We start from the raw sequence: 21,556 nt of genomic DNA on the forward strand, positions 1-21,556 counted from the left end.
ACTTTATGCGGGCCGCCGATAAAGAGAAGAGACTGCGGCGGGGGTCTGGCGCGCGACGATGCGCAGAATGAGAAGCGCCGGCAGACCGAAGAGCAGCGCTCTGAACATCCACGCCTCGATCGTCTGTGTCAGTAGGTAGATCGAGAGCGCCGCCAGCAGCACATATGCAGGTTGCACGCGGGGATCACGGCGGCTGAGACTCCAAAGTCGACCATAGAGCCAGCCCACTACGAATATCGCCAGCGGCGCCAGCAATCCGAATTCCAGCCAGAAATCTCCGACAAAGCTTGGCGCCGCGCCGACTGCGATATCCCAGCCCGTGATCGTCGCGATGCGATCCACTGGAATTCCCGCGCCGCGTGTTAGATCGATATTCAGTCCCAATGCGGAAACGACGTCGGCATACTTCGTCGGCCATAGCGAATGCGGTATGATTCTGGCGCCCATATGCGCGAGAATGCGCTCTCCGCTGAAGGTCTCGCCGGTTTCATCGACGTAGCGCACAATTGCCGAGCTGAATAAATATTCGTTGCCGGACCAGTTCTCCAACATCATCGATACCGAACCATCGAATTTTTCGTTCGACCCGATGTAGATGGCGTCGCGATTGGCGACCAGCCAGAGAAGCAGCGCACCGACGGCGAGCGCCCCGGTCGCAGCAAGGACAAAGGGAATGCGCGGCCGGAAAACGAGAATGTAGCTGCCGGCAATTGCGGCCAAGGCGAGGAATGTTGGACCTCGCCGCGCTCCGAGCAAACCCTGCACGAGTAGCGGCAAGAGAAAAACGAACACGAGCAGCCAATGTCTTGGCCGCATTCCGCCATGGCGCCGTGACAGAATGACGAGAGGCGTTGCGACAAATCCAAATTGGGCGGCTTCGCGAATGTATCCGCTATCGTCCCAGCCGCCGCCATAAGCATGTCCGTAAGCGGCGCCAAATCCGCCGACATTTATGATTCCGATAATCCACGTCAGCGCCCCCAACGCGCCGAAGACTACGCCGACAGCCAGAATAGCATTTGGATTTTGCTGAATGATCGGTGCGGATGCTCTATGCGCGTAACGGGCGCCACGCCAAATGCCAACTATCAGTGCCAGGCACATTATGTTCGCGACGAGTTGGAACTTTGCCAGTTCATCCCAATAGCCGGCGCGCGATAGAAACTCGAAATCGTCATTCGCCAGTCCATAAAGCGGCAGCCAGACATAAAGGAACAGACATTGCGGCACGCAAAAGATGGTCGGATGGAATACGTCTCGCCACAACATCCAGTCGCGAAATATCGCCCAAGCTCCGAAGGCAGCGAGCAGGCCGGCAAGCGCATAGAACATGTTGCGCGTCTAGGTTACCGAAAGCGGTTGATGGCGGTTGGAGATTTCACGGTAGCTGCTCCGCACCGGAGGATTCGAGTTTGGAAAATGCGTGGAGCAGTCGTTCGCCGTACTTTTCCCATGTGTGCTCGCGTGCGCGAGCTCGCGCGTTCTGAGACATGCGCGACCGTAAATCCCGGTTCGTAACGATGCGTTTTATCACGTCAGCCAGGGCTTCGGGATCGCGGATCGGCACGATGAAGCCGTCGATACCATTCCGTACGACGGAACCGCAGTTTGGCGTCGTAATTACGGGAACTGCACAAGCCATTGCCTCCAGGTGCGCCAGGGCGAAACCTTCTGACAAAGTGGGAAGAACAAAGACATCGGCCGCGAGAAATTCATTTTGAACCGAAGCGCGCGGAACTTGCCCGACGTAGTGCGGGCCTTCGAACAGAGGATCGCGTATCTGATGTTTTGCAACGGGACCAACGACGCGAATATCGCACGCGACATTGCGCTCTCTGAGAATGCGTGAGGCGGCGGCCAAGTAGTGATTTCCCTTGAGCAGTCCCACCGTGCCGACAAACAAAACGCGTCCAGGTATGGGATTCGGTTTTGCATCTAGCCAGCTTCCGTTGATGCCGTAGGGTACGATCGCGACCTTGCTCGGATCGGCTCCGAGCGCGATCACCGAGCGATAGACGAATTCGGATGGAACGAGGATCAGATCGGCGATTTCGTACTTGCGCCGGTCGCGCTTGCGGCCGTCCTCAACTTGATCGAGGGACGGGATAGTCCAAGGGATTTCCGGAAAGCGCTGATATTCTTCCGCGAGGTGTAAGCCAATATCGGGATTGAGCATGGCTTCGTGTACGATGCGATAGCCGCGCGCTTTGGCTTCCTGGCAAAGGTCTATGTCGTCGTTGACGATGACAGTATATATGGCGTTGGCGCCGCCGAAGTGATCGGCCCGTGCACGCTTCATCACGGCATCGGAAACAGAGCCGGTTCTTGCTTCGAAGCCGAGTTTCCGACCGATATGCCAAGCGACGACGGCACCTCGCACCTGACGCACCTTTGCGGCGGAGAGATTTGGTGGGAGTGTTCGCCCGAACATGCGGTGTACGAGCGTGGGGCGGAGGCAGGTCGGCCATACGTGCCCTACGAAGCGGGTCGCTCCGACATTTGCACAGAAGTCCGTATAGAAGCGCTGAAGCATGCCGGCGCGTTCAAGTATAGCCGGAACGGCGTAGTGCAGTCGTGCGCCCGGCTGCAGGACTGCAAATCGCAATGGGTTTGGCTTAGGCATTTGTACTGCTCGCTTGCGCGTAGGAATAAGCGGGTGAGCCCGACCAAATGGCCATCAGCTTCTCGACGGCCGCATCCCACGTAAACGTGCTGGCACGTTCACGAATGCGGGCACGGAGCGTCGCATGGCGATCTGGCTCATCGAGGTAATTTGCGATGACGTCAGCGACCTCGGTTGCGGTCGCGTCGGGGGCAAACAAATGACCGCAACCTTCCGGGATCGTGTCCGATATTCCCCCGACGTTGCGTGCCAGAACCGGGATGCCGAGGCGCAAGCTTTCGCGATTCGAAATCCCAAACGCTTCGGCGGAGGAGAAAAGGCAGACGAAATGGCAGGCCTGGATGAAATCGAGAAAGCGCTGTGGGTTTCTGTGCTTGTCGATGTAGCCGACGGTCCGCAACAGGTGGTGACGGGGGCCATCTGCGGGCGCGAAGCCCGCAGCCGCGACTTCAACATCGATATTGCGTGCACGAAGAATTTCGGCAACGTCGAGTAAGAAGGACAGACTTTTTCGTTTCCAGTCCTTGCCAAGAAAACCTAGTCGAAGTTTTGACAGAGATCCCGGCTGGATATTAGTGAGATTGCCGATGCTTTGATCATCGATATTCGAACCTCCCGGAACGACGTGGACCTTGGCGGGGCTTACGCCGTAACGCTCGACGACGGAGCGTGCCGCCCAGGCGCTCATGCAAACGATGTGCTTTGCGGCGGAATATTGCGCCTTTTCGCGTGCAATGGCATCGGCCATCACATGGCGACTGACCCTGCAGCTTTCTGCGAGCCCATACTCCTCGAAGTTTTGCGCGAGCGTCGCATCGATGTAGTAGCTCACTGTGCCGCCATGGTTCGGCGGTGGGAAGAGAGGAAAATGGCTGATGATCTCAGCCTCGTTCCCGATCGGATCGGCTTGATCCAGCAAGCGACGGAGAAAGTAGGCACTATACTGAAAGCCGCCATATTGCCCGTGACGGACGCGAGACCAGACGTTCCATATCGATCGATGGAAGCGCTGTCGTTTCGGGTCGAGCCGCCAAGCGGCATCGATGAAGCCCGCTCGCCGGGCAGCTTTGAAAAGATGGAACGGCGTGCCGCTCCAGGTGGTGGGCGACGTGGCGTCGCCGATGCATGTCAGGATGCGCATTCGGCAAACCGTTTCAGGGATTGGGGAGCGCCGAACAATTGTGCTTCCCAGCGTTGTGCACAACTCTCGATGCCGTATTCGCTGCGAATGCGTTGCAATGCTTTTGACGCGAAGTGCGTGCGCAATTCTGGCGAATTCAGAACTCGGCTAATGGCCGATGCCAATGCAACTGGGTCGGAAGGTGAAACGAGTATGCCCGCTTCGCCGTCAGCCAAGACTTCGCGACAGGCGGCTACGTCACTCGCGACGACCGGGATGCCCGCGGCCATGGCTTCGATCAGTACGATGCCAAAACCTTCGTCGCGAGTGGTGCTGAATGCAAAGACATCGACCTGTCCCAACAGCCTCGCGACATCGGTTTGATTTCCCAGAAACGACGTCGATTCCGCGATTCCGAGCGAGCGTGCCTGCGCTTCGAGATTGCCGCGCAAGGCACCGTCGCCGACGATCCACAGTTGCGCACTTGGCATGTCGCGCCGTACGATCGCGAAGGCCTCCAGAAGTGTTGCGTGATCCTTGATGACGTCCAGTCTGGACACCATTGCAATTGTCGGTCGGAGGTCGCTACGCATTTCGCGCAAACGCCGGGCGTCAGCAAGAATGTCGGCAACGTCGACGGCGTTAGGTAGTACTGCGGACCGTGCGGGCATCCCGATTCCAAGCTGCTTAAACTCCTGCTCCACCGTTCTGGAGCACGAGAGGACAGGGCATCGGATGATGCGCGATGCTGCCAGAATCGCGCAGAACCGCAATCGGGCAATCCGACTTCGAGGCGGCGGATTCCCCGCCCAAGCGCTCACCCGGCGAACGCCCGCGCTTCGTGCCGCCGCGGCGACTATGAGGTGTGGGATGCCAAAGCAATGAAGGAGGATTGCGTCGGGTTTTCTTTGCGCGATTTGCTTTCGAGCCCACCTCCATTGATCGAAATATGATTGTCTATCGGAAGGCAGGACGCTTACGTGGTCTTGGAAGACATTGTTGAAATCCCGCTCCAAACTCCGCGACGACGATGACCATGCCAGAGCATGCTGCTCGAAACGGTTTTGCCAATGGCGAGCGAGACGCAGGCACATCATCTCTGTGCCGCCGGTTCCCAGGCCGGTAATGACGTGCATAACCGTCTTCAAGCGGCGAAATCCGGTGACGTTTCAGGCATAGGCAGGCCGAGCAAGTCCGAATAACCGCGGGCCATGTCGGTCATAGAAAATGCGGAGGCAACTTTTTGTTGCGCGAGTTGGGCGCGTGCGTCGGCGATGGTTGCGTCTGCGAGAACTGCGTCGATGGCATTCGCCAATGCCGCCGGATCGGCAGGCGCGACGAGAGTTCCCAATCGGCCGTTATCCAAAACTTCGCGGCAGGCTCCGACGTCGCTGGCGACGACTGGGACGGTGGCTGCCATTGCCTCGATCAGGGCGATTCCGAAGCCCTCGTCGGACGTCGTCGAGAAAGCGAACAGATGCATTTGCGTGATCAAGTCGACAACGTTTTTTCGCATGCCGAGAAGTTCGACGGTATCTGCCACGTCTTCCGCGTCAATCAGGAGTTCAAGCTCATGGCGTCGGCTGCCGTCGCCAATGAGCCAAACACGAATGTTTCGCCCGCGCGTTTTGAGTATGCGAGCCGCCCGGATCAATGTCGGTTGATCCTTATGGCCTTCTAATCGTGCGACCATGCCGATAATAAAAGGCGCCTCATTCGTTCGCCGGGAAGGTTTACGATCGCAACGGCTGAAGGCGGTCGGCAGACCGTTGTAGATAACGGCGGTTTCCGAGTGCTTCACTCCGAAGTGGAGGACCGTTCCCGCGCGTACGTACTGACTGCAGCATACCAAGCTGTCCGTGAATGGCCGTCCGAACTGAACCAGAAACTTAAACTTGCGGAAAGCGTTTCCTGTGCTCGCGTCCGGATAATTGCCGACGTGCGCGATAATGCGATCCACGCCGGCAAGCCGCGCGCCGATTGCCATAAAAGCGTGCCAGCCTAGCGACATCGAAAGCAATGCGGCAGGGCGATGTGCACGGGCTATCCTAAAAATCTGGAAGGCTAGAATGAGATAACGTGCATATCCGCGCTCGGGAAGATTGAGCGTAATGCGTTCTAACCCGAGTGCTTCGAAATCCGAGGCGAGATCATTGGGCGATCCCTGCATCACGACGATAATGGGCTGCACGCCGACCGCAATCCATTCGCGGCTTAGTTCGAGCGCCAAACGAGGGGTGCCTTCCGCCGCCAGCGACATCAAGGCGATCAAGACGCAATTTCTACGCGGCATGGCCACCCTTAGACTTGGCCTATGAGGTCCAAATGGAAGTTTGAGTCGTTATTCGCTCGCTTGAAGATACTGTCCCAGGATTTTCCATCGAACGGCCGATATCCGATTTTCGCGAGATTTTTGAGAAGAAGGAGGGGATCGCCATGCTGGCGGCGTATGAAAGGAGGATGAACCTCCAAGTGCATCCGGGGGCGAAGTGTCGACAGCCAATCCAATGACGATTGCACAAGATTCCACTCCATGCCCTCGATGTCGATCTTGAGCAGATCGGGCACAATTCCGCGCTCTTTGCATATGTGCTGAAGCGGAGCGCATTCGACGACTACGCGTGCGAATGGTCGACCGTTTTTGGCTGCCGTTCGTTCGGTACTGGCGTCGCTCATCGGTGAAAGACTGCGTGCCACGCCATATCCGGACGATACGAATTCGACATTAGCAGGTTCTCCGACTGCGCGTGCATCGATGTGCCATTCCGCATTGGCGCTCAGGTTGCGATCCCGCACGTTTGCAAGAACGACTTGGGATGGCGAGTCCGGTTCGATGCTCAAGACTTGAACGGGGCTCGTTCTGCTGGCTACAAACAGCGCGGAGAAGAAGCCGCCCGATGCTCCGACATCAACGAGTGCACGACAGCCGTCGGCAAGTTCAAGAAATGAGCGCCATTCCCCAGCTTCGAAAGCCATGGTGCGGAATACATTATGCGCTAAAGCGTCGTCCGGTAGCCGAAGCCGGATGGACTTGCTCAAAAATATACAATCGACTCCGGCGTCCATGTCTCTCTGGATGAGGTCAGACGTCTCCATGCGGTAGTAGATCGAAAGCCGTTTCAGGAATCTCGCTCGCCTGAACAGCGACGATGGCAGTGACATCTTGACCAAGTCTTTGATCTCTCGACCGAACGTGTGCCTCTGAAGCATGTGTGTCTCCTCGAACTTCAAGTCGAGATTGCGAGGCGCGAAACCGCTTCGGAGCGTCCGGCGCGCATCCATGCGTGGAGATCGCGATATTGCCGGCGAAGACCACGGTAGCCGATGGATGCGAGCGGCTCGAGAAAATCGATGGCGTTTCGACCGCGTCTTTCGAGCATTTGCCAGTGGACTTCGAGCTGCAAGGCGGGTTTCAGCCTTTCGATGACGAGCAGCGAGGAGCAGAGCACCTCATGTTCGAAGGATTCCACGTCGATCTTCATGATATCGGGTTGCCAATCGATCGTGGTCAAGAGATCGGACAATGTCGTCACGGGAACGTCAACGTCGGACGCTTTGAACGCTTTCATCGCGTGCTCGTGGAGGCGATTGCTGATCGGCATGATGAGCCGCCCCGACATGTCAGATACGGCCACGGCCATGATCTTCCAGTCAATGTGTGGCCCCGTGTTCAATGCAATCGCGCGCTCAAGAAGAGGCAGGACCTGGGGATCCGGCTCGACCGAGAGGATGTGGCAGGCATGCGGTCGTGAGCGGGCGAAAAGCGCGGACATGAAGCCCGTTTGAGCACCGATATCGATGAGCGCCATGCGATTTTTCGAAAGCTCGAGGAATTCCCTGGCTTCGACCGAGGACTCGTTGATTTCAATGCCGTGATGCTGCCAGTTGAGATAGGCGGTGACGCTTTCGGGCGGAAATACCGTGAGGCCGTTTTTGACATAAAGCGGAAGGCCCGGTGTTCGATTACGTATCCGCAGCGCCTCGCTTCTATCCAATCGCCAATAACTAGGAATACGTTTGACGAAGCCGAGTGTTTGCCAGAGCGCGAATGGCGTTGTCGTGCGGGCAGCAGTTCGAAATGTCGAGTGCAAAGTCATGTGCTTGGCCTTCAATTATTTAACCGAATTCCTCGACCGCGATACGATAGTGAAATACCGTTGTATCGGGCGCGGATGGTCCCATGTGCAGGTAAGCTACGGAATGTGTGGGGGGTACTCAGGTGTTGAGGGACTGGGCTTGCTTGAACGTTCGATATTTTTTCGCGATCAATTCGCGGGCGATGTCGAGATATTCTTCGACCATTTCGCAGGTCGAAAACCTTTCCTCGGCATCTTTCCGGCAGGCTCGACGGGAAATTTCACCGATACGTGTGACTGAACACGTCATTTCGTCTTCATTGTTGGCGAGGAAGCCGGTAACTCCGTCACGAATGAGTTCTGGCATGCAACCGCGGCGGGTCGCTATCACGGGTGTGCCGCAGGCGAGCGCTTCCATCACGATATTCGCGCATGGCTCATCCCACTGGATCGGCGCCAGGACGGAATCGGCGGCAGCTAGAAACTCGAATTTTCGATCATCACCAATCTCGCCGATCCATTCTATTTTGCCGCCGATCTGCGGTCGTACCTCTTGTTCGAAGAATGCGCGGCCGCCTGGTTCGTCAGAAATATTGCCGGCAATCTTAAGCGGAAGGCCGGTTTGCTTTGCAATGCGGATCGCGGCATCGGCGCCCTTGTTAGCCGTCAGGCGTCCGATGAATGCGAGATAGCCGCCCATCGCTTGGGCCGAGAACGCAATCCGCCGGATGTCGGCGCTGTTGTAAATCGTAGACCAGGGTCCGGACGAGAACTCGGCGCGCTGGTGATTGCTGACGGCGACCAGCGATAGAGGGCCTTTCGCGGTATTTTTCAGTCGCTCTACATCGATGGGATCGATCGGGTTGCCGAAGCGGTAGATCAGTGGAACGCCTGCGATCAGGAATGGAAAGAGGTAATCTGTGCGGCATCCCGCGACTATAACGTCGTGTCCGGAGAAAAGCTCGCGCATGCTGCGGAGAGCAAAGTTGAACTTGCAGTAGCCGCGCCAAGTGATGGTGTGCTGACCGGCCCAGGGATATGTGATCAATCGACCATAATTCTTCGATCCTTCCGCCGCCATCAGCGTCACTTCGTGGCCGCGGCGAGCGAAGCCTTCGCATAAGTGCGCAAAGATGCGCTCCGCGCCTCCATAACCGTTGGGTGGAACAGAGATCTTGGCATCTGCGATGACCAGAATTCGCAAGAGCGGCGTCTCGAGCCGTTGGATACTCACCATTAATATGGCATCACGTTTGTCAACGGAGGCGCGCGATGAGCCAACGAAGCTCAGGTGTCATGCATTGGACGGCGCTGAGGCCGACGCAGACTTGCAGTCGGCGCAGCAGCAGCGCGGTGGCGGCGGTTTGGCTGAACATAAGCGAAGCGGCAATGCCGTTTAAACCAAACCGTGGAACGATGACAGCCGCAACCGGTACGAATATGGCGAGGGCGGACAATTGTGCGTATGGACCGGCGCGCCAGTCGTCGAGTGCACGAAGCGCGACGGTGGCGGTCTGCACGAAGCATGTCGGTATCTGCGCGATGCAAAGCAAAATCGCGACCGGAACAGCTTCGTCGTATTCGTGACCGAACAAGAATGGGAGCATGACCGGGATGATCAGTGCAATGCATGCATTGGTCATCAGCGCAATGATACAGGATGCTCCGAGAGCATTGCGGACGAGGTGCCGGCGCACAGCGAAGCTCTGTGCGGCGGCGAGTTTTGGAAAAAGAACGATCGATGTCGCGCTTGAGACTATGCCAAGCCCCGCGCCGGATAGCGTCAGGGCGACGGCATATCGGCCAAGATCCGCGTGGGTGAAATAGGTTATGCAAATTACTCGATCGGCGTTTTGAGAAAGAATTCCCGCAAATGCCGTCGTGTGAAATTCGAGCCCCGTTCGTAGCAGCGCTGTCATCTCACGCAGCCTGGGAACAGAGATGCCGTTGTATCTGATATGGCACCACCTACCGATGCAAATGAGGAAGGTTCCAAGCCACGATGCGGCAAGCAGCATCGGAACATTCAGTGCCGATTGATGCCAGAGCAAAATAATGCCGGCCATATACGTAGCCTGCGGGAGCAGGCGAAAGGCATTGTAGCGAGCGAAATCCTGGCGTCCGTGATCGATAGCGACCAACGTCAGAGCGACAAAATTCGCCGGCAGGAAGAAGATTAGATACAACATCTGCAAATTGCGCAGCTTGGGGTCGGCTGCAAAGTCGACCAGAACCAATCCGCAGAGCAGCGAAAGCAAAGCAAGTGCGGCGGCGGAGGCGAGTGCGCTCCCAACCATTGACGCCTGGTCTTGCCGTCGCGCGATAAAAAAACTGAGCGCGCTCGGCAATGAGCAGATGCCCATCCCGGCTATGGCGCTTGCCCAGAATTGGATTTCGGCGAGTTCTCCCCGAGACTCTGGACCGAGCAGGCGAGCTGCGAGAACGCCCGTCGCTATTCCGAACCCGAGATTGATAACGTTCGTCGCAACAGACCCTGACCAAGCCGGAAGCGACTTCAACGTGAGAATTCCGTGTCTGACACTGCTCTAGCTGCATCAACTTGCGCAAAGCTACCGCACGCTGGGTGCAGGGCGCACCTCGCGATGAAGCTTTATCGATTCAATAATATAACAAATAAGGACTAGCACTATCGCCATTTACAAGCAATGAGATATTCGCTGATACCGAACGGTTTATGCATCTTGTTAATAAGGGGGATATTACTTTGTAAAACGCGAAATGCTGACGGGCTATTTCCTCGTAATTGTGAGGTCATCAAACCGAGCGAACCCGGAGACGATTGTCTCTGAGGCGGAGCGAGCGTCCAGGATAAGCTCGAGCGTCTGCGCTATGCAATCCATGGGAACTTCGAAAACAACGGTGAAACGTCTCCATTGCCGGACGTCGCCAAGAAACATTTCCGTCTTTGCCACTGTTCTCGGCTTCGGTAGACAACCGATTTGCCATATCAAGCCACGGCGTCCCCGAATGCTTCCTTCAAACGAGCCTGACAGCGTGTATCGGCCCGGGGGCAATCCCAGCAATTGCGAAACCGGGTGAAAGTCGACTCGACCCGGACCAAGCTCAATGGACAGCGCGCGGTCGGCGGGGCGATCGTCTCTTGGTGCGATTTCGATCGTGGCACCGTCGCCGGATGCGATTTTCCAGTCGTAAGGCAAGCCGGAAGGTGCGAATTCGAAAGCGCCGTTGGAGAGCAAGCCGGTTTCGCCGAGCTCCGTGGAACTCAGAAATTGCAGCCAACAGTAATAGGACAGTCGGTAAAGTTTATTATCTAGAAGAAGACGCAGATAATCGCCAATTTCCCGAGATGTCGGGGGATGCGGCGTAGCTATGAGCGCCAGCAAAAGCCTCAGGGGCACATACGGATTTCTGATGTGGCCTTTGAGATGCGAAAAGAACGAGGATCGCCACGGTGGATCTTCGGCCAGAAGTTTAATCAAAGCTTCGCGGGCGTTCGGCGTTTCAGCCATCGTTGTGAGAACTGCGATAATGAGTGGCATCGGTTGCGGCCTGGCTCGCAATAGGGCATCGGCGTAACCTGCGGCAGCAGCGTAGTCGCGCGCCGCCATTTTCTTTCGCAAGATCCAATAGGCTGCAGATTGCCGTCGTAAAGATTGCCGGACGGCAATCGACATGAATTGATCGGCCATTGCCGTATTGGCATTATCCGCGGCGAGCAGGCCCATAATCTCCAGTCCACGCGCGTTGAATGGTTCATCTCGCAGAGATGAACTTATCCAATCCCATATCTGCTTTTTCCGGTAGCGATTCAGACCCTGTAGGGGACTTTCAGCGATCACTTCATTTCCCAATGCAAAGCGGATGGCGGGGGATGATGCCTGAAACGCAGCTATAAGATGGAAGTTGCCGGCGACCAGATATGCGAGCTTCGATTTTGAGAGAATCAGCACGAATAGCGCAAGGATCAATGCGCCAGTGGCAATTCTGGATTTCATTCGCGCGCTCCGATGTGCGTGCGGATGTTCGGAGGTCAAGTTTTCCAACGAACGAATTTGCTTCGCGCAGCAGCGGCGATAAATCTCAATATCCGGAGCGATTTGCGGGTGCGCCGAGCAACGGGCTGGATGCTGCGCTCCGTGAAGCGCTTACCAGTTTCAATGCGGCATTGCTTTGCGTTTGTGGGAATTTGATCGCTTGTTGTCGGGCGCCGTCTCAATTTGTCAGGTGAGTTGACCTTCTGCCATGCTCGGATGACTTGTCGCGCCATAGTTGATCGATGACCGTCATTGTTGAGATCGGGGTGCAACCATTTTATCAGCAGCGCCATATGGGCGCGTAGCTCGTTCGCTGGTGCGGTGTTATCGAGGCCGAGGGTACGATATTCGTCGGCGCCCCGCTCAAGCAAGATTTGCTCGACGAAGAAAATTGCCGCTTCGCGGATTGCGGTTGCAGAGCGGTCGCTCAGTGTTTGCGCTTGGCGCATCGCGTCAGTGTCGCCAGAAGCAATCCGTAACAGCAATCTTGTTCCTTTCGGCAGCGGCCGTGCGCGCATCGCGCGTACTTGCGATGGCAGGTGAAAGAGATCGATTGCAACTTTGAGAGCGTCCGCGTCGGTCATCGCGGATTCTCGCGAACGGACATCATCGGATGAGGCGTATCGAAGCCGGGAACATATTTGCCGTATGAGAATGCGCGTTCGCCGTATGTGAAGCCGTATCCGTAGCCATATCTACCATATCCGTAGCCATATCTGCCATATCCGTAACCGGCTCTCTTGGCGTCAAATCGGGTTACGACACTGCCGATCATCGGGCTTTTGGCGATATCCAGACGCTTGAGTGCGCCGCGCACCGATCCGGCTCGTGCAATGCCGGCGCCGATGACGAAGACCGTGGCTTCCGCGGCGTTCGAGAGTAGAGGTGCGTCCGCGATTCCGAGCACAGGTGGGCCGTCGATGATGACAAGGTCGAACACTTGGAGGCTCAGCGTGAGCAGCGACATCAGATGTGGGCTGCTCAGGAGATCGGCGGCGTTTGGCGGCAGTGGTCCAGACGGCAAAAAAGCCAGATTCGAAATATCCGTCGTTTGAATTGCCTCGGGCGGATTGCAGGTTCCTGCCAAACAGGAGCTAAGCCCAACCGAATTGTCGGCCTGTAGCACCTTGTGAAGCGAGGGATTGCGCATGTCGGCATCAACAAGCAGCACTTTCAGGCCCAGGCGCGAGAAGTGCTGTGTTATAGCCAGCGACGTGATGGACTTACCTTCCGCAGCGTCAGCGCTTGTGATGAGAAGCGATTTCGGCATGCCGCGAGCCGTCGAGAATTGAAGCGAAGTGCAAAGCGACCGGTATGCTTCCGACAGGGTCGATCGCACATCCTTAAGGTCCGCTTCGGCGCCGCCTTCTGCCTTGGTGAAAGGAATAATGCCCAGAGTCGCGAGCCCGCCAATGCGTTCAGCTTCCTCGATCGAGTCGATCACGTCGTCCAGTTCTTCGAGGATATATGCCAGGCCAAATCCGCCGCATGAGCCGAGTAACAGGTAGATGAGCATCGACCGCAGCAATTTCGGCGATGACGGTGCCCCTGGGAGATCGGCCTTGTCGACAATGAAGATGTTATTGCTTCCGACGCCGCCCGCAACGTCCACTTCCTTGAAGCGCTGCAGAAGGTCATTGTAGAGGCCGCGATTGGTATCGACCTCGCGTTTGAGGATATTATATTTGATCGAGCGTTTCTGAACATCCAGAACCTCTGCACGCAGTTTATCGACGCGTGCCTTTAGTTCCCTTTCCTGGCTTAGCGACGATTCGTAGGCGCCTTTCAGCGACGCCCGAATGGTTTTGACCTCGGCTGCAAGCTGCTTATCGATTTCCGCAATTTTATTGCTGATCTGTATCATCGCCGGATACCCCGGCTTGAACGTCTCAAGCTTCTCCTGATAGTTCGTCACGAGTTCATTGCGCTTGGTGCGAAGGCCGTCGATCACTGCGTTGCTCAAGAATTGCGGCAGGCTGATCGCATCGGACTTTTCGACCTGACGCCACAGTTGCTCATTACGTATCCGCTCCGACGTGACATTCCCCAACGCAGCATTCGCATTTCCAAGGTCTGCTTCGGTGATGGACGAGTTCTGATGGGTTGCTACAATCTGCTCCTTCTCGGCAAAATCGAGCATGGTTTTTTCCGACTGCTCGAGCTTGAGTTTCAATTGCTTGATCTGATCTTCGAGGAATGTCTTGGCGTAGGCGTTGGCTTCAAAACGCTTGTCGAGATTGGATGCGATGAATGCATCGGCATAGGCAGAAGCGATTTTCTGGCTGCGCGCCGGATCGGGATCGGAATATGAGACGTCGACCAATCGCGATCCGGCAATGGGCCTTACCGATACGTTCCTTTGGACGATCGCTGCAGCGGCATCGGTCAGCGCGCGCCGGCTCCGATTTGCGTTCGGGGTGCTTGTTTTCAGGAATTCTCGGGACATTGCAAACAATGAAAACTCTCGCGGTCGGATGAAATCCGGATCGTCGGCGAGACGGGCTGCCGATGCGACTCGTTCCGCCAAACTCCTGCTTTGAAGTAGTTCGTATTGTGTCTTGAGAAATTCGTTATCGGTCCCTTCGACCGGCGTTACGCTGCCGCCATCGACGATCTTGGCGACGTTGCGGTCGATTTGCAGACGGATCGTCGAGGTGTAAAGCGGCGTCGTCATCAGCGTTCTGATCGCGCCGATCGCTAGCACGCATGATGCAATGGCGAGGATGAGCCATTTTCGCTTGTTGAAGATGCGCCAGTAATCCCAGATCTTCGCGGCGATGTCAGTTTCTTCCCGGCCGAAATCGCGACCCGTGCGGTGCAGGAGCCGATAGCTTTCTGCGATGTCGCTGCCGGGCCCGGAGGCAGGCTCAAGCTGCGTCGAATTGGCGTCATTTGCATTCTGATTTTCATCGCTGGAAGGCGCCATGCGTTTTATCGCCGAGGTTAAATGTCAGGAAAATTCTGGCTTACAGGAGGGTGACGAAAATGCTTGTGACGGGCAGTGCTTTGAGCAAGCCTTGATATGTCGTCTTGAGCGATGAGTCCGAGACTACGATGAGATCGCCTTCCAATATCTCCGGATCTTTCTCGTGCCCCGATCGGATCTTGTCTACGTCGAACTTGGCTGCCTGATGCTTCCCATCCGCTTTGCGAAATACCGCGATCTCGGTTTGCGCGGTATCCGTAAGTCCTTCGGCGGTTGCAATCAGTTGCAGGAGTGTCGTCTCACCCCTGATCGGATACACGCCGGGCTTCTTGACGGCCCCGTCAATCGTCACGCGCTGACTATTGTACTCCTTGATGGTGACGTTCACCTGCGGTGACTGCAGGAATTTGACACCGAAACGTTGGGTCAGATCGCGTTCTACGTCTTGTGCCGTCCGTCCTGCGGCGGAGACTTCGCCAACAAGCGGCAGATTGATGGTTCCCGTGGCAGCCACCTGCACGGTCTTCGAAAGTTCCGGCACTCTGAAGACGGTGATGTCCAACAGATCGAGCGGGCCGATCTTGTAGGCTGAGCTACTGGGGTCGGATGTGGCGGTCAGGCGAACAGCTTCCAGAGATTCTTGTTTCGGCAAGGTGATGCTGCCGGGTGCCACGGAATGCATAGGCGCCGGGCTTTTGGACAACGTCGCTTCCGCCGACGTCGCGGGAGAGGCGTCAACTTCAAGTTTATCGCTGATCGTCGTGCCGCACGCGCTCAGGCACAGTGAGAGGCCCAGTGTCATCGCGGTGCAAATGCGGCCGATCGTAGGGTGTCGAAGGATGCATCTCCGCTCAGGCCATGTCCGGCAGCGCGAGAGATTGCTGGCCGAAGGGCAATGGAAGATTTGATGGCGGCTCATTTTCTATAACACCCCGCGGACGTGTCAAAACCATATGTGTTGCTTCACCTTCGCCCACGCGTCTTGCGGCTGCTTTCCAACCTTTCGACAGGTCGGGTGGGCGCCGGTGCGTGTCATGAGCGTCGGTGGCGAGAATGTGAATGTGTCCCTCGTCGAGCATTCGCTCGGCCCAGTAGCGCGGTTCGCGCCCAAAATTTCCTGTCAGCGAGCTTGCGGTGATCTGCATCCAGACGCCGTATCGGGAAAGCCGCTCGATCGTCTGGTAGCGTTCGGCGATCCATCTCAAACGCTCAGGATGCGTGAGGATCGGTATGTATCCGGTGAGAAGTATTTGAAAAAAGAACTGCTCCATGCGTATCGGCGCGACATGGTACGGCGGTTCGACGAGAACATAGCGGCTCATTGCAAGCGTCGGAATCTCGCGCTTCGCGAGCTTTTTAGTGAAGTGCACGTCCATGTGTGCATCGGCGCCGCAGACCAGATCAAGGGCGATGCCCGATTGCCGTAGGGAGCCGCGCAAGCAATCTATTGCCGCGAGAATCCCGGCGCCCGTATTATGATACAGGCCGGGGCGAATGTGGGGTGTGCAAGCGACGGCCGTGATGCCATCTGCAACGGCCATGCGCGCCATCTCCAGGGAGATTTCGAGATTGCGCGGCCCGTCATCCAAGCCAGGCAGCATGTGGCAGTGAAGGTCGATCATTCGACACACTCGCGCTGCGCCGATGCCGAGGTGGCGCATCCTTTATGGAACTAACTCCAACGTACTATTATGGTTCTGGTGTGTGTCAAGGCGAGTGGTTCGCTTGTATCGGCTCATTGTTCCTGTACTTATCTCCTATTAAATATACATAATAAACAATGTATTGCTGTGTATTTATTAGTGTATTTTATGAATACCTTGCGGGTTTGTTGTTCTTCGAAAGCCGTGGATATGTCTCCTTATTCACACGCCACAAATCATCAAAGGCGTATCTGTTTGTATAACTCTTAGGTACCATTTAAACTGGTGCATAGCGAATCGGGCGGATGGGGAACATGGAGCAGAGATTTTTCTGGGTTGTCGTTGCCGCCTTTCTGGCGCCGATTGTGGCATCGGCGAGCGCCGCAAATCTTCAGATACTGACGGGCGAAGTTCTGCTCAGTCGTGGCGGGGCTTACCACGCCGTCCGGGGTTCCAGCGAGTTGTTGATCGGAGACACGCTCGTCAGCAGGCCCGGTAGCTCGGCGAAGATAACATTCTCGGATGGCTGCGTGGCTTACTTGGGCATGGGCATTGCGTTTACCATCGAGGCAAAATCTCCGTGTGCTTCCGGTCGCTCTCCTGCATCGGAAACGGGCGCTACTTCGCCGGCGACGCCGGATGCAATGTCTACTGGTGCGGATGGCGGTTGGGTGGAAGGAACCGAGACGCTTGCAGTCCCGGAGGAATCGCAAACCAATCTCATGCCGTATTTGCTGGGGGCTGCTGGCATCGGAGGCATTGCAGTCGCGGCGTCGGCGCTCGGCGGGGGAGATAACGGACCGCCTGTTAGTCCCTAGATCGTGCGGCGTTGCTCTTTCTCCCGGACATCTCAATGCACAGCGGCGTGAATCGTGATGTGCGGCGTGCTCCGCGTCTCTCGATCGGACGCACGGTTCGGACTCTGATTCATGCCCCACGTGGGCATTTCTATTTGACTGCAGGCGTCTTCGGGCTGAGCATCGTATTCGGGGGCGGAACACGCAGCGGTTTTCTAGGGGACGCCGTTCTGCAGCTTATCTCATTGCCGCTGCTCTGGACGGCCATATCCGAGCTGCTTGATTGTCAGGAGCCGTCACGCCTGCGACGGCTTTTGCCATATATTGCGGCCGTCGCGTCGTTGCCGCTTTTGCAACTCGTTCCGCTACCGCCGTCGATCTGGACGTCGCTGCCGGGGCGCGCCGTGATCGTAGAGACATATGGGGTCCTGGGATATCCGCTTCCGGCACACCCGCTCACATTATCGCCGACGGCAACATGGCTTTCTACGTTGGGTTTGGTGCCGCCCATCGCGATATTTCTCGGCATGGCGACGCTCGATTATGAGGAGAGGCGAGTCCTCAGCCTTGTTTTGATCGCGATGGCTGTGATCAGCGTCTTTTTAGGCCTTCTGCAACTGGCAGGCGGTGCGAATAGCGCCCTTCGTTTTTATGTCGTCACGAACACGACCGAGGCAGTCGGCTTTTTCGCGAACAGGAATCATTTCGCAGTGCTTCTCTATGCCGCGATGCTGTTTTCTTTCTGCTGGCTGCTCGACGCCGCAGTCTCGGTTGCGTCAAAGGCCCGCCGGGCGAGGCTCGATTCCAAACCTGTCATATATTTTGCCGGTGGCGCGGTTGCGTTCATCGCTCTGCTTGCGGGGCAATTGATGGCCCGGTCGCGTGCGGGTCTGATCCTATCCGCCGTCGCGCTGATGGCGGGCTTCGCAATGGCAATGAGAGATCGTCGTGCGCGTAACGGTAGCCATTTGTCCAAGGTTCTACTTGGGACCATCGCGATAACGATCGCTATCTGCTCGCAGTTCGCGTTCTTTCGAATCCTGGACCGTTTCGGGCCCGATATCGTTTCGGATGTCCGCATTGCCATCGTGCGCAATACGATTGCGGCGGCGCGAGCTTACATGCCATTCGGCTCCGGGCTCGGTACATTCGTGCCGGTCTACCAAATGTTCGAAAAGCCGGCAGATATTGCGGTGACCTATGTCAATCATGCGCACAACGATTTTCTCGAACTATGGCTTGAAACCGGCATTCTGGGTCTGGCGCTTTTGATCCTCTGCATCGTTTGGTTGGTACGCCGGGCGATTGCTGTGTGGGCGACAGACGATACAGGTGACGATTTCCGCATCGATCGCAATTTGATGAGGTCCGCGGCGATTGTAGCCGCGCTCCTGCTCGTCCATTCCCTCGTCGACTACCCGCTTCGGACGACGGCCGATTTGTCGGTCTTTGCATTTGCTGCGGGTCTGCTCGTTTCTCCGCTCGAGAAATTTAGCGCTTGTAGCGGTGGCGATGTGCAGAAACGACAGGCAAAGAAATCGACTTTCGCGCAGGGGGTATCGCGCAGGCATAAGCCCGCGCGGCAACGTGAGCTTTGGGATGGCGGCGGAGACTGGCCGGCCGAATGGCGCGATAAGCGGGTGCGCGCCGAGACGGAATACGGCGCCCATGGCGGGGACGTCCGATTTACCGAGTTAGACGATAAAAAGTGAAACCATGTATGTCGCAGATACTCGCTTGGACATTTCGGTGGCGCAGCGTCAGCCTAGTGTGATCGCGCACTTTCCGTCGACGGAGCTTCGGTCTGCAGGTTGACCGGCCCAGGCCATCGGCGAGGTTGTTTGCGGGCAGCAAATTCGGGAACGCGCTCAGCCGTTGCGCCTTGCGGCGGATTGCCGAGAGCAAGCCACGCCTCGTGGACGGCGTGCTGATCGACGCGCTCACCAAAAAGAACTGTATGCGCTGTACTTAGAAGAATGCGCAGATCCAGGCGGAACGAGGCATTCTTGGCGTACCACAAGTCGAGCGCGGCCTTATCGTCGACCGATAGATGGCGGCCACCATTGATTTGCGCCCATCCGGTCAGTCCCGGCTTCAAGTTTAGTCGGACGCGGAATTGTTGTGACTGATCGACCGGTAAAAGTGGGCGAGGGCCCACCATCGACATCTCACCAACAACCACATTGTAGACTTGCGGCAACTCGTCGAGCCGCATGCGGCGGAGAAATTTGCCGACGGAGGAGAGCCGCTGCGAGTCGGACAGCAAAGCTCCGTCGGGGCCGCGCGCGGCCCGCATGGTGCGAAATTTTAGGACCTTGATCGGTCGTCCTAACGCGCCTGGCCGTTGCTGCCAGAAAATAATCGGACGGCCGACGTCGAAAAACACGAGTGCACCGACGAGAAGCATCAAAGGTGCGACGCAAATCGCGACTGCCGCGCCTGCGGCGATATCGAAAAGTCGCTTCCAGCGAAGATAGGACTTTCGCGCTTCGAGATTTGACCCGATCACGTTCCATGGAACATCGTCCGGCATCGTCAATGTAAGAGGTTTCGAGGCTATTGCGGCGTCACCAAATCCTAGGCGATCATCCAGCGCATCGATCCGGAGGCTCAGTTCATTTTTGGCCCGCAGAAGCGCAAGTTGCGCCGTTGCCGTCAGCTTATCGAACGGCTTGGCGAGAACGACGCGATTGACATGGACGCCGTGGATATCGAGTTCGTGCATGATTTGCACGATTTCGTCGGGGCGCCCGAGAACTGGGTGCGATCCCAAAATCCGGCCGCGGTGCCGACGATTTTCCGATAGAACGCCCGCGACGGCGACGCGTGTTTCATCGGTTTCTGCCACGCAGCGTAGAAGGAATCCGGTAATCGCATTGACGCCGACGACAAGAATATTCTCCCGTTCGTATGCGGTTCTGCTCGCACGTCGTTGACAGCGTCTTGCGTGCCGTAGGCGCATCAATGCGCGAATGCCGATCAATGCGCCTGTCATCAGCAGGAATTGGAGCCCTATCAAGGATTGCGACACGCCGTGAAAGGAAGAAAATGTGCCCGCAGATACGGCGGTGGCCGCCATCGTCATCAGCACCGCGATGAGGACGCGTAAGCAATCGTGCAGAGACGTGAATCGCCATAGGGTCCTGTTCAGACCCGTCATCAGAAGCGCCGGAATCGAGGTCGCAAGCGTCAATCCGCAATACAGGAGGATTTCATGTAACGCGTTTGCGGTCAGATGCGAGTCAATGCTTAGAAAGACGGCTATCGCGTTTGCGATAATCAAGAGAAGCAGGTCGATGGCGAGGAGAAGAACACAGTGCATGCGAACTCCGCTTTCGGACCGGCACGCCCCTTCGTGCACTAGCCGAGACGTCTCGGGCGCCGTATTGACACAGAGGTGTTAACACTTATTGACCATATTCCTGATATGGCTGTCGGAGTTTTCCACAGATCACCTGCGGATTGGCGGACACTCCATGCAGCGTCAGCGCGTGCGGCGTATTCGTCCGAAATTTTCTGGACGATCAGGAAGCCGATCAGAAAGGGGATGCGGAGGCTTGCCGAGGATACATTCGAGACAAGGCCGGGCGACCGCGCTCTCGATCCGGCATTTCAAGTCGCGGGCGGATTTTGATGCTTCAATGGGATCGCGGTCCAGTATGCAGTCTATCGACCGCAGGGCGCGAGCAAAGCATCAGGCCAAAAGTCGCTTCCAACCCGAAAACGGCAACCAAAGGTTTCGGAGCGCCGGATGCCATAACACGGCTCTGTCCGAAGCGCGGTCGATGCCGTGGTTTACTTGTCGGCGAAGACAAGGCGACCCTCTTCGGCCTTGTGGTAGTACTGGCTTGCAACGAGCCAGCCCTTGATCGGCCTGAGTGGTGGAATGCAGGTCAATAGAATCGCGGGCAGACTGGTTACGAGATGCACCCAGAAGGGCGGTCCGTACGCAACCTCGATCCAGCACGCAAGCGCCGCTGCAGGTATGCATCCGATGCACATGACGAAGAATGCTGGACCGTCTGCCGGATCGGCGAATGAGAACTTCAAGCCGCATACGGAGCATTGCTTTTCTAGCGTCAGGAAGCCCCGGAAGATCTTGCCTTTACCGCAACGAGGACACAGGCCGCGGATGCCGACTTTCATCGGGGAGAGATCGGGCCATTCATGGGGATGCTCGGCGCACATCGCGTGTTCCTTTCGCTGCTGCGACCCGCATAAAGACAACTTTTATTGTATGCTTATTGTATGCTTGATGCTCGAATATTCCACGCGAGCGAGTGTCGCACGTGCAAACCGGAATCGGTGATTTCGCACGATTTCGGCAGATATATCCGTTATCTTTGTCGACCTTT

The 21,556-nt window shown here is 56.7% G+C and carries 18 protein-coding genes; 2 read left to right on the forward strand and 16 right to left on the reverse strand.

Annotation, left to right across the window (positions count from 1 at the left end; translation table 11 throughout):
- Positions 1-3 precede the first annotated feature (3 nt).
- From HYPDE_RS02030 to HYPDE_RS02095, 14 genes are all read right to left on the reverse strand, one after another.
- Positions 4-1,332 (reverse strand): hypothetical protein, encoded by a 1,329-nt coding sequence (locus HYPDE_RS02030; protein ID WP_015596663.1) that lies wholly within the window; start codon positions 1,330-1,332, stop codon positions 4-6.
- Positions 1,333-1,378: 46 nt separating this feature from the next.
- Entirely contained in the window at positions 1,379-2,623 is a 1,245-nt protein-coding gene (locus tag HYPDE_RS02035; protein WP_015596664.1) for a glycosyltransferase family 4 protein, read from the reverse strand.
- Positions 2,616-3,764, reverse strand: coding sequence for a glycosyltransferase family 4 protein (locus HYPDE_RS02040; protein ID WP_015596665.1), 1,149 nt, complete (start codon positions 3,762-3,764; stop codon positions 2,616-2,618). Before HYPDE_RS02040 ends, HYPDE_RS02035 begins: the two co-directional genes overlap by 8 nt.
- Positions 3,752-4,879 (reverse strand): glycosyltransferase, encoded by a 1,128-nt coding sequence (locus tag HYPDE_RS19675; RefSeq protein ID WP_015596666.1) that lies wholly within the window; start codon positions 4,877-4,879, stop codon positions 3,752-3,754. The genes HYPDE_RS02040 and HYPDE_RS19675 overlap by 13 nt, the downstream gene beginning before the upstream one ends.
- Before the next feature lie 8 nt (positions 4,880-4,887).
- Positions 4,888-6,036 (reverse strand): glycosyltransferase, encoded by a 1,149-nt coding sequence (locus HYPDE_RS02050; RefSeq protein WP_041320744.1) that lies wholly within the window; start codon positions 6,034-6,036, stop codon positions 4,888-4,890.
- An 8-nt stretch (positions 6,037-6,044) separates the two neighbouring features.
- Positions 6,045-6,953: an FkbM family methyltransferase gene (locus tag HYPDE_RS02055; protein ID WP_041320745.1), complete on the reverse strand. Its 909-nt coding sequence runs from the start codon at positions 6,951-6,953 to the stop codon at positions 6,045-6,047.
- Positions 6,954-6,970: 17 nt separating this feature from the next.
- Positions 6,971-7,840: an FkbM family methyltransferase gene (locus tag HYPDE_RS02060; RefSeq protein WP_041319803.1), complete on the reverse strand. Its 870-nt coding sequence runs from the start codon at positions 7,838-7,840 to the stop codon at positions 6,971-6,973.
- Between the two features lie 118 nt (positions 7,841-7,958).
- The gene (locus tag HYPDE_RS02065; protein ID WP_015596670.1) at positions 7,959-9,056 is read right to left on the reverse strand and encodes a glycosyltransferase family 4 protein; all 1,098 of its coding nucleotides are present in this window, start codon (positions 9,054-9,056) and stop codon (positions 7,959-7,961) included.
- Between the two features lie 19 nt (positions 9,057-9,075).
- Positions 9,076-10,338 carry a lipopolysaccharide biosynthesis protein gene (locus HYPDE_RS02070; protein ID WP_015596671.1) on the reverse strand — a complete coding sequence of 421 codons (1,263 nt, stop codon included), beginning with the start codon at positions 10,336-10,338 and terminating at the stop codon, positions 9,076-9,078.
- Positions 10,339-10,569: 231 nt separating this feature from the next.
- Entirely contained in the window at positions 10,570-11,796 is a 1,227-nt protein-coding gene (locus tag HYPDE_RS02075; RefSeq protein WP_015596672.1) for a hypothetical protein, read from the reverse strand.
- A gap of 35 nt (positions 11,797-11,831) precedes the next feature.
- Positions 11,832-12,419 carry a hypothetical protein gene (locus tag HYPDE_RS02080; protein WP_015596673.1) on the reverse strand — a complete coding sequence of 196 codons (588 nt, stop codon included), beginning with the start codon at positions 12,417-12,419 and terminating at the stop codon, positions 11,832-11,834.
- Positions 12,416-14,761 carry a GumC family protein gene (locus HYPDE_RS02085; protein WP_015596674.1) on the reverse strand — a complete coding sequence of 782 codons (2,346 nt, stop codon included), beginning with the start codon at positions 14,759-14,761 and terminating at the stop codon, positions 12,416-12,418. The genes HYPDE_RS02080 and HYPDE_RS02085 overlap by 4 nt, the downstream gene beginning before the upstream one ends.
- Before the next feature lie 40 nt (positions 14,762-14,801).
- Entirely contained in the window at positions 14,802-15,563 is a 762-nt protein-coding gene (locus tag HYPDE_RS02090) for a polysaccharide biosynthesis/export family protein (protein ID WP_015596675.1), read from the reverse strand.
- Between the two features lie 49 nt (positions 15,564-15,612).
- Positions 15,613-16,383 (reverse strand): tyrosine-protein phosphatase, encoded by a 771-nt coding sequence (locus HYPDE_RS02095; protein WP_041319806.1) that lies wholly within the window; start codon positions 16,381-16,383, stop codon positions 15,613-15,615.
- Between the two features lie 335 nt (positions 16,384-16,718).
- Here HYPDE_RS02095 and HYPDE_RS02100 point away from each other — a divergent pair, with 335 nt between their 5' ends.
- Together HYPDE_RS02100 and HYPDE_RS02105 are read left to right on the forward strand one after the other, a co-directional pair.
- Complete coding sequence (locus tag HYPDE_RS02100) at positions 16,719-17,222, forward strand: hypothetical protein (RefSeq protein WP_015596677.1); 504 nt, start codon at positions 16,719-16,721, stop codon at positions 17,220-17,222.
- 35 nt (positions 17,223-17,257) lie between these two features.
- Positions 17,258-18,913 (forward strand): O-antigen ligase family protein, encoded by a 1,656-nt coding sequence (locus HYPDE_RS02105; protein ID WP_144061152.1) that lies wholly within the window; start codon positions 17,258-17,260, stop codon positions 18,911-18,913.
- A 53-nt stretch (positions 18,914-18,966) separates the two neighbouring features.
- On the opposite strand, the gene HYPDE_RS18375 is transcribed toward HYPDE_RS02105, so the two are convergent.
- Positions 18,967-20,523, reverse strand: coding sequence for a sugar transferase (locus tag HYPDE_RS18375; protein WP_144061153.1), 1,557 nt, complete (start codon positions 20,521-20,523; stop codon positions 18,967-18,969).
- A gap of 473 nt (positions 20,524-20,996) precedes the next feature.
- A complete protein-coding gene (locus HYPDE_RS02120) occupies positions 20,997-21,389 on the reverse strand; it encodes a DUF983 domain-containing protein (protein WP_015596681.1) in 393 nt (130 codons plus the stop codon).
- Positions 21,390-21,556: the final 167 nt, after the last annotated feature.

It is taken from the genome of Hyphomicrobium denitrificans 1NES1 (assembly GCF_000230975.2).
In the GTDB taxonomy this organism is placed as follows: Bacteria; Pseudomonadota; Alphaproteobacteria; order Rhizobiales; family Hyphomicrobiaceae; genus Hyphomicrobium_B; species Hyphomicrobium_B denitrificans_A.